The sequence below is a fragment of the Dokdonella koreensis DS-123 genome (assembly GCF_001632775.1).
In the GTDB taxonomy this organism is placed as follows: Bacteria; Pseudomonadota; Gammaproteobacteria; order Xanthomonadales; family Rhodanobacteraceae; genus Dokdonella; species Dokdonella koreensis.
The window spans coordinates 3052221-3064680 of the sequence record NZ_CP015249.1 but is presented as its reverse complement, the minus strand read 5'-3'; the positions used below and the strand labels follow the sequence as shown (position 1 = coordinate 3064680).

The window sequence follows — 12460 nt, the reverse complement described above, 5'->3', positions numbered from 1 at the left end:
GGGACGCCGCGTCAGGCACCGGCATAGCGGGCGGCGCCGCCGACCCAGCGCTCGATCAGCCGCTCGACGCGCTCGGGCGTGTCGGCGGCCAGGTCCGCTGCGATCCGCTGCACGGCCGGCAGCAGGCTCGCGTCGCGCACGAGGTCGGCCACCCGGAACGCGATCTGGCCGGTCTGGCGCGTGCCGAGCACCTCGCCCGGTCCGCGCAGCTCCAGGTCCTTCTCGGCGATGCGGAAACCGTCCGTCGTCTCGCGCATCACGTCCAGGCGCGCGCGTGCCAGGCCGCCCAGCGGCGGGCGGTACAGCAGCACGCAGCTGGACGCGGTGCGCCCGCGCCCGACGCGCCCGCGCAGCTGGTGCAGCTGCGCCAGGCCGAGCCGCTCGGCATTCTCGATGACCATCAGGCTGGCATTGGGCACGTCCACGCCGACCTCGATGACCGTGGTCGCGACCAGCACGTGGAGGTCGCCGTCGGCGAAGGCCTGCATCGCCTGCGCCTTTTCCTTCGGCTTGAGGCGGCCGTGCACGAGGCCGACCTTCAGCTCGGGCAGTGCCGCGGTCAGCTCGGCGTGGGCGACCTCGGCCGCGCGCGCCTCGAGCTGCTCGGATTCCTCGATCAGCGTGCAGACCCAGTAGGCCTGGCGTCCGGCCAGGCAGGCGGCGCGGATGCGCTCGATCACCTCGTGGCGGCGCGCGTTGGAGATGACCACCGTCTGCACCGGCGTGCGTCCGGGCGGCAGCTCGTCGATGACCGAGACGTCCAGGTCCGCGTAGGCGGTCATCGCCAGCGTGCGCGGGATCGGCGTGGCGGTCATCACCAGTTGGTGCGGCACGCGGCCTTCGGCCAGGCCCTTGTCGCGCAGCGCGAGGCGCTGGTGGACGCCGAAGCGGTGCTGTTCGTCGATGACCGCCAGGCCGAGGCGTGCGAAGCGCACTGCTTCCTGCATCAGCGCGTGCGTGCCGATCACCAGCGGTGCGCCGCCGGCCACGGCGTCCAGCGCCACCGCGCGGGCCTTGCCCAGCACCTTGCCGCCGAGCCAGACCGGCTCGATGCCGAGCGGCGCCAGCCAGCCGCGAAACGCGCGCAGGTGCTGCTCGGCCAGCAGCTCGGTCGGCGCCATCACGGCCGCCTGGTGCCCGGCCTCGATCGCGACCAGCGCGGCCAGCGCGGCGACGATCGTCTTGCCGGAGCCGACATCGCCCTGGACCAGGCGCAGCATCGGCTGGGCCTGGGCCAGGTCCGCGCCGACCTCGTCGACGACGCGCCGCTGGGCACGCGTCAGCTGGAACGGCAGCCGCGCCAGCAGCGTGGCGGGCAGGGTGCCGCCGCCGGCGAGCCGCGGCGAGGCGTGGCGCCGGATCTGGGCACGCAGCCGCTTGAGCACGAGATGGTGGGTCAGCAGTTCCTCGAACGCCAGGCGGCGTTGCGCCGGATGGGTGCCGGCGGCGAGCGCGGCCTGGTCGACGTCGGGCGGCGGCCGGTGGACCGTCAGCAGCGCCTGGCGCAGGTCCGCCAGGCCGAGCGGTTCGAGCAGCCGCGGCGGGATCAGTTCGAGCGCCGCGGCGGGCGGAAGGCGGTCCAGCGCGCGGGCGATCACGCCGGCCAGCCGCTTCTGGCCGAGGCCCTCGGTGGTCGGGTAGACCGGCGTCAGGCGATCCTCGACCACGCCGACCTCGTCCTCGGCGAGGCGCTGGTACTGCGGATGGACGATCTCCAGTCCCTGGCTACCGTGGCGGATCTCGCCGTAGCAGCGCAGCCGCGTGCCGGGCACCAGTTGCGCGACCTGGGTTCCGCGAAAGTGGAAGAAGCGCAGGATCAGCGTGGCACGCGTGTCGTCGCTGATCGCCACGCGCAGCTGCGGCCGGTAGCGGAAGCCGCGCTCGACCGCCTCGACGCGTCCCTCGACCAGGGCGTTGCTGCCGATGCGCAGGTCGCGGATCGCGGTGACGTGCGTGCGGTCCTCGTAGCGCAGCGGCAGGTGGAACCACAGGTCCTGGATGCGCACCAGGCCCAGGCGCTCCAGCGCCTGCGCCAGGGCCGGACCGACGCCGGCGAGGTCGGTGACCGGTGCCAGGCCGGCGTCGAAGGCCGCGATCGGGGCGTCGGCCGTCATCGGTCAGGCGGTGGCCGGATCAGCCCAGTACGAGGATCGCGTCCACTTCGACCGCGGCGCCGCGCGGCAGGCCGCTGACCTGGATCGTGGAGCGGGCCGGATACGGCGCGGCGAAGTAGTCCTTCATGACCTCGTTGACGGTCGCGAAGTCGCCCAGGTCGGTCAGGTAGATGCCGATGCGCACGAGGCCGGCGAGCGAGCCGCCGGCCGCCTCGCAGACCGCGCGCAGGTTGTCGAACACCCGCCGCGCCTGCAGGCCGATGTCGCCTTCCACCAGTGCGCCGGTGGCCGGGTCGAGCGGGATCTGCCCGGAGAGATAGACGGTATCGCCGGCCCGTACGGCCTGGGAATAGGGGCCGATGGCCTGGGGCGCGGCGTCGGTCTGGATGATCGTTCGCATGGTGTCCGTCACGGAGAGGAAATGGGACGCCGGCGCGATCGCGACGGCGGTCCGATTATCCCGCATCGGGCGGTCGCGCGCCGACCCGTGCCGGTCAGACCGGGTGGCGGTGTACCGAGTTGACGACGCCCAGGCGGCGCACGTGGCGCATGACGTCGGCCAGGTGCTTGCGGTTCTTGACCTCGATCGTGAACACCAGCATCGCATTCATGAGGTCGCGTTCCTGGTACTCGACGTTCTCGATGTTCGAGGCCGAGTCGGCGATCGCGGTCGCGACCTGGGCCAGGACGCCGGGACGGTTGTGCGCGCTCACGCGCAGCTCGACGCGGTAGTCGCCCTCGACCTCGCGATCCCAGTCGATCTCGACGCAGCGCTCGGGCGACTTGCGGAACTCGGGCACGTTCGGGCATTCGAGCCGGTGCACGACCACGCCCTTGCCGGCCGACAGGTAGCCCATGATCGGATCGCCCGGCACCGGATGGCAGCAGTTGCCGAAGCTCAGCACGCCGCGTTCGCTGCCGGTGATCAGGATCTTCTCGCTGACCGTGTGCGCGGTGACGGCGGGATGTCCCTGCAGCATCAGCAGGCTGCGCGCGACGGTGTCGGGCATGCGGTTGCCCAGCGCGATGTCCGAGAGCAGTTCTTCCAGGCGCTTGAAGCGGTTGTCGGCCAGGTAGCGCTCGAGCACCGGCCGGCGCACGAGGTCGAGCGAGGCACCGAGGCCGTCGAGCGCGCGGTCGAGCATGCGATGGCCGAAATCGACCGCGTCCTCGTGCTGCAGGCGCTTGAGGTGGTGGCGGATCGCCGTGCGTGCCTTGCCCGACACGACCCACTCCAGCCACTGCGGGCTCGGCGCCGCCGATGGCGCGGTGATGATCTCGACGGTCTGGCCGCTGGCCAGGCGCGTGCGCAGCGGCACCAGCCGGTCGTCGATGCGCGCGGCGACGGCGTGGTCGCCGACGTTGGTGTGCACCGCATAGGCGAAGTCCAGTGCGGTCGCGTTGCGCGGCAGCGCGAGGATGCGTCCCTTGGGGGTGAACAGGTAGACCTCGTCGGGGAACAGGTCCACCTTGACGTTCTCGATGAACTCGATCGAGGACGGGATCACGCGCTGCTCGTCGACCAGGTTCGACAGCCACTCGCGCGCGCGGTTCTGGGCGTTGTTCGACGCGCCCGATTCGTTCTTGTAGGCCCAGTGCGCGGCGATGCCGCGCTCGGCCACGCTGTTCATGTCCTCGGTGCGGATCTGGATCTCGATCGGCATGCCGAACGGCCCGAACAGCACCGTGTGCAGCGACTGGTAGCCGTTCGCCTTCGGGATCGCGATGAAGTCCTTGAAGCGGCCGTCGAGCGGCTTGTAGAGCGCGTGGATCGTACCGAGCGCGTGGTAGCACTCCATCACGCTGTCCACGACGACACGGAAGCCGAACACGTCCATGACCTGCGCGAAGGACTTGTTGTCGTTGCGCATCTTCATGTAGACGCTGTACGGCGACTTGATGCGGCTGACGATCCGGTGCTGGATCTTCTCGGCCGACAGCCGGGTCTCCAGCTCCGCCTCGATCCGCTTCATCGCTTCGCGCCGGTTGCCCGCCGATGCGCGCACGCGGGCGCCGATGATGCGGTGGCGGTCCGGGTAGAGCGCCCGGAAGCCGAGATCCTGCAGCTCGGACTTGAACTTGTTCATGCCCAGCCGCTGGGCGATCGGCGCGTAGATGTCGAGCGTCTCGCGCGCGATGCGGCGGCGCGACTCGGGCGCCATCGAGCCGAGCGTGCGCATGTTGTGCAGCCGGTCGGCCAGCTTGATCAGGATGACGCGCAGGTCGCGCGCCATCGCCAGCAGCATCTTGCGGAAGCTCTCGGCGGCCGCCTCCTGGCGCGTGCGGAAACGCACGTTGTCGAGCTTGGTGACGCCGTCGACCAGCTCGGCGACGGTCTCGCCGAACGTGGCGACCAGTTCCTCGCGCGTCAGCGGCGTGTCTTCGAGCGTGTCGTGCAGGATCGCCGAGATGATCGTCTCGGCGTCGAGGCCGAGGTCGGCCAGGATCGTGGCGACCGCGACCGGATGGGTGATGTAGGGCTCGCCGCTCTTGCGGGTCTGCCCCGCATGCGCGCGGTCGCCGATCGCGTAGGCCTGGCGGACCCGGGCGACCTGGTCGGCAGGCAGGTACGTGGCCAGCCGCTGCTCGAGCGCGACCACGTCGGGGGGAAGGGCGTCGGTCCCGGTAGGCTGGACTTTCACTGCAGCGTCCACGGCCGTCGCCCGCCGGTGTTCAGCGTTTGGCGCTACACGGCGGGCGGCGGCGCGGCGTCACAGGTCGTCCCCGCCCTTGGACAGGTCGTCGTCGACCTCGGCCGCGGCCCATTCCAGCGCCTCGCGCTCGGCCTTCTCGCGCGCCAGACGGTCGATCTCGTCGATCATCGGCTGGTCCACCTTGCGCTCGGCGATCTCGCGCAGTGCGACCACGGTGGGCTTGTCGTTGTTGCTGTCCACGACGCTGTCGGCACCCTTGGCCAGCTGGCGTGCGCGCTTGGTGGCCATCAGAACCAGTTCGAAGCGGTTGTCGACCACTTCGAGGCAATCTTCAACGGTAATACGGGCCATCGGATATCCTCGATCAAAACCAAAGCCAATTCATGGCGTTATGCCTCGGCATTGTAGCGGGCCACGATTGTGCGGCGCAAACTATCGGGCCGCCTGCCGGCCTGCGGCGGGTGCTGCGCTGCCGCGAGGGTGGCCACGGGGTGCGCCCATCTTGATTGTCGCGCCCGGCACACCCATTCTGCGACGGGGAGCGGGGGACGGCGCTGCCCGGCCGTCCTGCGGTCGCGATTCGTTAAGGAACCGTCCAGTATTTCGTGTACCTTGCTCCGCCCGCTCGCGCCTTGGCGGGGCCTGGGGAATCGTCCGGCGCACCTGCAGCGCCAGGGAAGCCGTCGTCCAATGCCGAAAAGCCCGCTCCTGAACAGCCTGCGCCCGTTCGCCCTCGCGCTCGGCCTCGTCCTCCTGTCCGCCTGCACCATCGCGCCGCCGCGTACGGACGACCCGTACGAGCGGTTCAACCGGAAGATGTACACGTTCAACGACACGGTGGATCGCGTCGCGATCCGGCCGGTGGCCGTGGGCTATCGCAAGATCACCACGCCGAACATGCGCCGGGTGGTCAGCAATTTCTTCGCGAACATCCGGATGCCGATCACGATCGCCAACGACCTGCTGCAGGGCAAGCCCGGCCAGGCCGGGCGCAACACCGGCCGCTTCGTGATCAATACCACCCTGGGCTTCCTCGGGTTGTTCGACCCCGCCAGCGAGATGAACCTGCCGCCGAACTCGAACGATTTCGGCATCACGCTGGCGAAGTGGGGCGTCCCGGATGGTCCGTACCTGGTGCTGCCGCTGCTCGGCCCGACCACCACGCGCGACGTCTGGCGCACGCCGGTGGACAGCTACTACTTCGACCCGTTGAGCTGGTACGCGCGCGAGCACGACCTCACCCACAACACCGAGTACCTGCCGCAGTTCGTCTACCTGGTCACGCTGCGTTCGTCGGGGATCGACGCGGAGGGGTTGCTCGAAGGCGTCTACGACCCCTACGTCTTCTTCCGCGACGCCTATCGCCAGCGACGGCTCTACGACGTCTACGACGGCGAGCCGCCGGTCGACGTCATCGAGAAGCTGCAGGGCACCGACGACGTGGACGTCGACCAGTTGCTCGAGGAGCAGCAGCAGTACGAGCAGCGCAAAGGCGGCGGTTAGCCGCCCGTCCACGAGCGCAAGGGCGGCGGCTGGCCGCCGGTCCGCACACGCAAAGGCACCCAGCCGCCCGTTCGCCCGGGCGGCGGATCAGCCGGCGGTTTCGAAGCGATTGGCTTCGCGGTTCTTGCGAACCTGGCCCGGGTGCCAGACGCGCCCGTTCATCGCGATGTAGACGCCGTCCGGCAGGGATTGCACCGCGCCGACGGCGCAGCCGATGTTGAACACCGCATCGGACCGGTCGAACAGCGCCGGGTTCAGCGCGCCGGTCAGCACCACCACCTTGCCGGTCAGGCCTTCCAGGGCACGGGCGGTCTCGACCATGGTGTCGGTGCCGTGGGTCACCAGCACGTGCCGGTGTGACTGCTGCTCGATCGCCTCGCGGATCAGCGCGCGATCGGCGTCGTCCATGTGCAGGCTGTCCTTGCGCATCAGCGAGCGCACGTCGAACGCGAACGCCACGCCGAGCGAGGTCAGGATCTCGCCGATCTGCGGGTCGCCGATCTGGTAGGTCGACTTGTCGTCGAAGTAGATCTTGTCGATCGTGCCGCCGGTGGTGAGGATCGTGAGGTGCTGCATGCCGTGGAAGAATGAGCGGGGCGGAGCCGCGCATTGTAGCGCCGGCGCGCGTCCTCGCGCGCGCCGGTCCCTCACACGACCGGGCCCGCTTCAGGCCGCCCTGGCGCGCAGCCCGTCGATGCTCTCCTGCGCCGCCGCCAGCGCCTGGCGGCGATGACCCTCGTCGAGGTTGAGCCCTTCGGCCCGCACCACGCGGACGTCGTCGATGCCGAGGAACGCGAACATGCGGCGCAGGTACGGCTCCTGGAAATCGAGGGCGGCGGTCGGACCTTCGGTGTAGAGGCCGCCCCGGGTGGAGGCGATCACCACGCGCTTGCCGCCGGCCAGCCCGACCGGTCCGGTGGCCTCGTAGCGGAACGTCCGTCCGGCCACGCAGACCCGGTCGATCCAGGCCTTGAGCTGCGACGGGATCGCGAAGTTGTACATCGGGGCGCCGACGACGATCACGTCGCTGGACAGGAACTGGTCGAGCGCGTCGCCGTCGGCGGCGGCCGCCGGCGACCAGTCGCCGAGCGGCGCGGCGGCGAGGTCGCGGTAGGCGACATCGAGGCCGGGGTGGCGCTCGCGGAACGCCTCGACGATCGAGGCAGTGAGATCGCGCGAGACCGAATGGGCGCCGAGGGCGCTCGAGTCGATATGCAGCAGCTTCATTGGGGGTTCTCTGGCAGGTCAGGCCGGCGATCCGGCGAAACCAAAGCTATGGCGTGGACGATAGGTCGATAAGAGGGCAATATCGAGACTCATCGTTCGCGTGTGGAGACAATGATGGCTGGCGACGGCCTGGCGGATCTGAACGACCTGCGCTTCTTCGCGGCGGTGGTCGATCACGGCGGGTTCTCGGCGGCCGGCCGGGCACTGGGGGTGCCCAAGTCCCGGCTCAGCAAGCGGGTGGCCCTGCTGGAGGAGCGGCTCGGCGTCCGGCTGCTGCGGCGGACCACGCGGCGCCTCGCGCTGACCGAGGTCGGCGAGCGTTTCCACGGTCACTGCCGGGCCATGCTCGAACAGGCGCAGGCGGCGCAGGAGGCGGTCGAGGTGCTGCGCGCCGAGCCCAGCGGCGTGGTCCGCGTCAGCTGCCCGGTCGGGCTGGCACAGACGCTGGTGGCCTGGGTCCTGCCCGACTTCCTGCTGCAGCATCCGAAGGTGCAGGTCCGCCTGGTCGCCACCAACCGCCGCATCGACCTGATCGGCGAAGGCATCGACATCGCCGTGCGGGTGCGCGAGCGCCAGGATGCCGAGGCCGCGCTGGTGCTGCGCAGCGTCGGCGAGGCGCGTGCGGTGCTGGTGGCGAGTCCGGCCTTTCTCGACGCGCAGGGACGCCCGCGCGTACCGGCGGACCTGGCGCGCTATCCGCTGCTGTCGATGGACGAGCACGAAGGCCCGCAATGGCTACGGCTGTTCGACGCTGCCGGGCGGCCGGTCGAGATCGAGATGCGGGCGCCGCTGGTCTGCGGCGACTTCGTCGTCCTGCACGAGGCGGCGCGGCGTGGCGTCGGCGTGGCGATGCTGCCGGATTTCGTCTGCGCCCCCGCCGTCGCCCGCGGCGAGCTCGAACGGCTCCTGCCGGAATGGGACACGCCGCAGGGAACGGTGCACTTCGTCTACACCGGCCGGCGCGGTCTCCTGCCGGGCGTGCGTGCGCTGATCGACTACCTGACGGATGTGTTGCCGAAGAACGCGCAGCTCCTGGCCACGCGCTGCGTGGAGGCGTCGCATTCGAGGCCGGCGTCCCGTTAGTCAGCCGGCGGGACGCGCCGCGCCGGCGCGGCGCCGGGCAGCGATCGCGTTCCAGCCGAGCGCGCCGACCAGCAGCGTGCAGATCAAGACCTGGAGCAGGGCGATCGGCCGGGCCGCGGGCACCGCATAGGCGGCGACGATGCCGTGGCAGAAATAGAACAGGCTGACGATGCCGATCCAGGTCAGGGCGCGCCGTGCGCCGGTCCGCAGCGCGAGCAGCGGCAGCAGCAGGGGCGGCAGCGTCAGGGCGAGCGCCAGGGCACCCTGGCCGTTTTGCGGCGGCGCGCTCCACAGGTACCAGGCCGGCTGCAGCGCGACCAGGCCGGCCCAGGCCAGGAAGCCGACGCGCAGCGCCGTCACGCGCCGCGCCCGAGGCGCGCGGCGACCTCGGCCACGCGCCGGCCCAGCGCGCGCGCGAGCACGCGCTCGTCGTCACTGATGCCGTTGCCGCCGTCGGCCCCGCCGACGTGGCTGGCGCCGTAGGGCGTGCCGCCGCTCGCCGTGTGGCTCAGCGTCGGTTCGGTGTATGGAATGCCGACGATCAGCATGCCGTGGTGCAAGAGTGGCAGCATCATCGACACCAGGGTCGTCTCCTGGCCGCCGTGCATCGTGTTCGTCGCGGTGAAGACCGCGCCGGGCTTGCCGGCGAGCGTGCCCGAGGCCCATTCGGCGCCGGTCGTGTCGAGGAAATGCTTGAGCGGCGCGGCCATGTTGCCGAAGCGGGTCGGGCTGCCCAGGATCAGGCCGGCGCAGTCACGCAGGTCCTCGCGCGTGACGTACGGCGCGCCCTCGTCCGGCACCGGCGGCTGGGCCGATTCGGTCACCGGCGCCACCGGCGGCACGCTGCGCAGACGCGCCTGCATGCCCGGCACCTCGGCGATGCCGCGCGCGACCAGCCGGGCGAGCTGGGCCACCTTTCCGGTCCGGCTGTAATGGAGGACAAGGATTTCGCTCATCGGGCTTTCCGTCGTACGCTCCTCATCATGATTCGCGCGATCCCACAGTTTGTCACACGGCGCTACGATCGCGAGCGCGTGTCGGCATTCCTGCGCTTCACGCTGAGGCGCTTCCTCGAGGACCGGTGCACCCAGGCGGCCGGCGCGCTGGCCTATACCAGCGTCTTCGCACTGGTGCCGCTGACTGCCGCGATCCTCGGCATCCTGGCGGCGTTCCCGGTCTTCGGCGAATGGCGCATCCAGCTGACGGCGTTCATTTTCAACAATTTCGTCCCGGCCGCCGGCGACACGGTGCAGGAATACATCACGCAGTTCGCCGACAACGCCAGCAAGGCGACCGCCGTGGGCGTCCTGGTGCTGCTGTTCAGCGCGGTGGCGTTGATGATGAGCATCGAGGACGCGTTCAACCGGATCTGGCGCGTCCAGGCCGGGCGCCGCCCGGTCTCGCGCTTCGTCATCTACTGGACCGCGTTGACGCTCGGCCCGCTGCTGCTGGTGGCGGCGCTGGCGATCAGCTCCTACCTGTTCGCGCTGCCGTTCATCGATGCGGCCGAGGCGCAGTTCTCGATCCGCGCGCGCGTGCTCGGCCTGTTGCCGTTCCTGATCGTCTGGGCCGCGCTGGTGGCGGCGTTCGTCGTGATCCCCAACCGCGAGGTGCGCTTCCGCCACGCCGTGATCGGCGCCCTGATCGCCGCCGTGCTGTTCGACCTGGCCAAGCGCGGGTTCGCCTACTACGTGACCGACCTGGCCAGCTACCAGAAGGTCTACGGCGCGCTGGCGATGGTCCCGATCTTCTTCTTCTGGATCTACCTGTCCTGGCTGATCGTGCTGCTGGGCGCCTCGATCACCGCGTCGCTGAGCGCGTTCGACTACCGGCCGCCTTCGCAGCGGCTGCCGGAAGGGCACGAGTTCGCCGGCCTGCTGCGCGTGGTCGCCCACCTGGCCGACGCCCAGCGCGCCGGCCACGGATTGACCACGCGCACGCTGCGCCAGCGCGAGAGCTTCCTGACCGACGACCTGCTGCAGCGCTATCTGAAGGACATGCAGCGCATCAGCATGATCCGCCGGACCGAGATCGGCGAATGGGTGCTGACGCGCAGCCTGGACAGCCTGAGCCTGCACGACCTCTACGAAGCGGGCGGCTACCGCCTGCCGTCCGGCGATGCGCAGCCGGGCTTCCAGTGGCCCGCGCAGGACGTCGTGCGCAACACGGCACGCGATCTGGGCGAGGACCTGGACGTGCCGTTGAGCCGGATCTTCCCTTTCCCGGCGCCGGACCCGGCGCCGCCCACCAAGGAACCTGCATGAAACGTCTGATCCTGTCCGTCCTGCTGGCGATGCTGGCGACCGGGCTCGCCTCGGCGGCCGGGACCGGCAGCACCCCGCCGGCGAAGCCCACGCTCAAGGTCACCACCCTCGACGGCAAGGCCTGGGACCTGGCCGGCCAGCGCGGCAAGTGGGTCATCGTCAACTTCTGGGCGACCTGGTGCGCGCCGTGCATCAAGGAGATGCCGGAATTCTCGGCCTTCGTCGGCGAGCGCGAGGACGTGGTCGCGATCGGCCTGGAGATCGGCGACGAGGAGCGCGCCGAGGTCGACGCATTCCTGGCCAAGCGGCCGGTCGTCTATCCGATCGCCCAGGTGCCGATGAGCGATCCACCCGCCGACTTCGGCGCGCCGCGCGGCCTGCCGACGACCTACCTGATCGCGCCGGACGGGACGGTCGCCAAGAAGTTCATGGGGCCGGTGACGCGCCGCGACCTCGAGCAGGTCATCGCCGGGCACAAGGCCGGCTGAGCGGCGCATGCCGGTCGTTCGCTACCTGGTTTCCGGCCGCGTCCAGGGTGTCGGCTTCCGCGCCGCCACGCGCGCGCAGGCCCTGCGCCTGCGGCTCGACGGCTACGCCCGCAACCGGGCCGACGGCCGGGTCGAGGTGCTGGCCGCCGGCCCGGACGCGGCGCTGGCGGCGCTGGAAGCCTGGCTGCAGCGCGGGCCGCCGGCCGCGCGCGTGGACGCGGTGCAGCGCGAGGACTGCGACACGCCGGCGCCGGACGGCTTCGTCATCCGCTGACGGCCGGTTCGTCCTCGGCGCATGGGTTCAAGGCAGGCGCGCTCGAGGTGCGCGTGTCCGAGGCGCGCCCGGGCCGGCCGGTCAGAACGTCTCGGGCACCCACAGGCTCGCGTCGGCCGGCGTTTCGCGCGCCGGCTTGCGTGCCAGCTTCGGCAGCTTGAGCGGCTTGTCCGGCGGCGTGCGCTCGGGCAGGCGACGCACGAGGTCGTGGATCAGGTTGAGCCGGCCGCGCCGCTGGTCGTTGAAATCCACCAGCGACCACGGCGCCCGCGGGCGGTGCGTGGCTTTCAGCATCGCATCGCGCGCCCGGCCGTAGTCCTCGTAGCGCTTGCGCGCCTCCAGGTCGATCGGCGAGAGCTTCCAGCGCTTGCGCGGATCGCTGGCGCGCTCGGCGAAGCGTTCCTCCTGCTGGGCCTGGTCCACGGTCAGCCAGTACTTGAACAGCACGATGCCGTCGGCGGCCAGCAGGTCCTCGAAGACCGGGCAGTCGACCAGGAAGCGCTGGTACTGATCCGGGCTGCAGTAGCCCATCACGTGCTCGACGCCGGCGCGGTTGTACCAGCTGCGGTCGAACAGGACCAGCTCGCCCGCCGCCGGCAGGTGCGCGGCATAGCGCTGGAAGTACCACTGCGTCGCCTCGCGCTCGGACGGCTTGGGCAGCGATACCGTGCGCACGTAGCGGTTGTTGAGCGGCGCCTCGATCGCCTTGATGACGCCGCCCTTGCCGGCCGCGTCGCGTCCCTCCAGCAGCACGACCACCCGCTGGCCGGTCTGGATCATCCAGTGCTGGAGATCGACCAGCTCGTCGTAGAGCCCTTCCAGCTGTTCTTCGTATTTCTTCTTCTTCATGGCG

General features: G+C 70.6%; 14 protein-coding genes. 5 read left to right on the top strand and 9 right to left on the bottom strand.

Annotated features, from left to right (window positions below; genetic code table 11):
• Positions 1–11: 11 nt before the first annotated feature.
• The 4 genes from recG to rpoZ form a co-directional block, all read right to left on the bottom strand.
• On the bottom strand, positions 12–2114 hold the full coding sequence (gene recG / locus I596_RS12545) for an ATP-dependent DNA helicase RecG (protein WP_067648458.1): 2103 nt from the start codon (positions 2112–2114) through the stop codon (positions 12–14).
• Between the two features lie 19 nt (positions 2115–2133).
• Positions 2134–2514 (bottom strand): RidA family protein, encoded by a 381-nt coding sequence (locus I596_RS12540; RefSeq protein WP_067651909.1) that lies wholly within the window; start codon positions 2512–2514, stop codon positions 2134–2136.
• Between the two features lie 94 nt (positions 2515–2608).
• Positions 2609–4768 (bottom strand): RelA/SpoT family protein, encoded by a 2160-nt coding sequence (locus tag I596_RS12535; RefSeq protein ID WP_067648455.1) that lies wholly within the window; start codon positions 4766–4768, stop codon positions 2609–2611.
• Between the two features lie 57 nt (positions 4769–4825).
• Positions 4826–5119, bottom strand: a complete 294-nt coding sequence (gene rpoZ / locus I596_RS12530; protein ID WP_067648453.1) for a DNA-directed RNA polymerase subunit omega — start codon at positions 5117–5119, stop codon at positions 4826–4828.
• 339 nt (positions 5120–5458) lie between these two features.
• On the opposite strand from rpoZ, the gene I596_RS12525 reads away from it, so the two are divergent.
• On the top strand, positions 5459–6271 hold the full coding sequence (locus tag I596_RS12525; RefSeq protein ID WP_067648450.1) for an MlaA family lipoprotein: 813 nt from the start codon (positions 5459–5461) through the stop codon (positions 6269–6271).
• A gap of 87 nt (positions 6272–6358) precedes the next feature.
• Here the strand turns inward: I596_RS12525 and I596_RS12520 are convergent, their stop codons facing one another.
• Both I596_RS12520 and I596_RS12515 read right to left on the bottom strand, forming a co-directional pair.
• Positions 6359–6847 carry an asparaginase domain-containing protein gene (locus I596_RS12520; protein WP_067648447.1) on the bottom strand — a complete coding sequence of 163 codons (489 nt, stop codon included), beginning with the start codon at positions 6845–6847 and terminating at the stop codon, positions 6359–6361.
• A gap of 90 nt (positions 6848–6937) precedes the next feature.
• A complete protein-coding gene (locus I596_RS12515) occupies positions 6938–7498 on the bottom strand; it encodes an FMN-dependent NADH-azoreductase (protein WP_067648445.1) in 561 nt (186 codons plus the stop codon).
• Positions 7499–7609: 111 nt separating this feature from the next.
• On the opposite strand from I596_RS12515, the gene I596_RS12510 reads away from it, so the two are divergent.
• The gene (locus tag I596_RS12510) at positions 7610–8581 is read left to right on the top strand and encodes a LysR substrate-binding domain-containing protein (protein ID WP_067648444.1); all 972 of its coding nucleotides are present in this window, start codon (positions 7610–7612) and stop codon (positions 8579–8581) included.
• Here I596_RS12510 and I596_RS12505 read toward each other — a convergent pair whose 3' ends face one another.
• Positions 8582–8941, bottom strand: a complete 360-nt coding sequence (locus I596_RS12505; RefSeq protein ID WP_067648442.1) for a DUF2069 domain-containing protein — start codon at positions 8939–8941, stop codon at positions 8582–8584.
• A complete protein-coding gene (wrbA, locus tag I596_RS12500) occupies positions 8938–9537 on the bottom strand; it encodes an NAD(P)H:quinone oxidoreductase (RefSeq protein ID WP_067648440.1) in 600 nt (199 codons plus the stop codon). Before wrbA ends, I596_RS12505 begins: the two co-directional genes overlap by 4 nt.
• A gap of 78 nt (positions 9538–9615) precedes the next feature.
• On the opposite strand from wrbA, the gene I596_RS12495 reads away from it, so the two are divergent.
• The 3 genes from I596_RS12495 to I596_RS12485 are packed head-to-tail and all read left to right on the top strand — an operon-like array spanning position 9616 to position 11607.
• Positions 9616–10845, top strand: coding sequence for a virulence factor BrkB family protein (locus I596_RS12495; RefSeq protein ID WP_190278904.1), 1230 nt, complete (start codon positions 9616–9618; stop codon positions 10843–10845).
• Positions 10842–11333, top strand: coding sequence for a TlpA family protein disulfide reductase (locus tag I596_RS12490; protein ID WP_067648430.1), 492 nt, complete (start codon positions 10842–10844; stop codon positions 11331–11333). The genes I596_RS12495 and I596_RS12490 overlap by 4 nt, the downstream gene beginning before the upstream one ends.
• A 7-nt stretch (positions 11334–11340) precedes the next feature.
• Entirely contained in the window at positions 11341–11607 is a 267-nt protein-coding gene (locus I596_RS12485) for an acylphosphatase (protein WP_067648428.1), read from the top strand.
• 81 nt (positions 11608–11688) lie between these two features.
• Here I596_RS12485 and ppk2 read toward each other — a convergent pair whose 3' ends face one another.
• Positions 11689–12456: a polyphosphate kinase 2 gene (gene ppk2, locus I596_RS12480; RefSeq protein ID WP_067648425.1), complete on the bottom strand. Its 768-nt coding sequence runs from the start codon at positions 12454–12456 to the stop codon at positions 11689–11691.
• Positions 12457–12460: the final 4 nt, after the last annotated feature.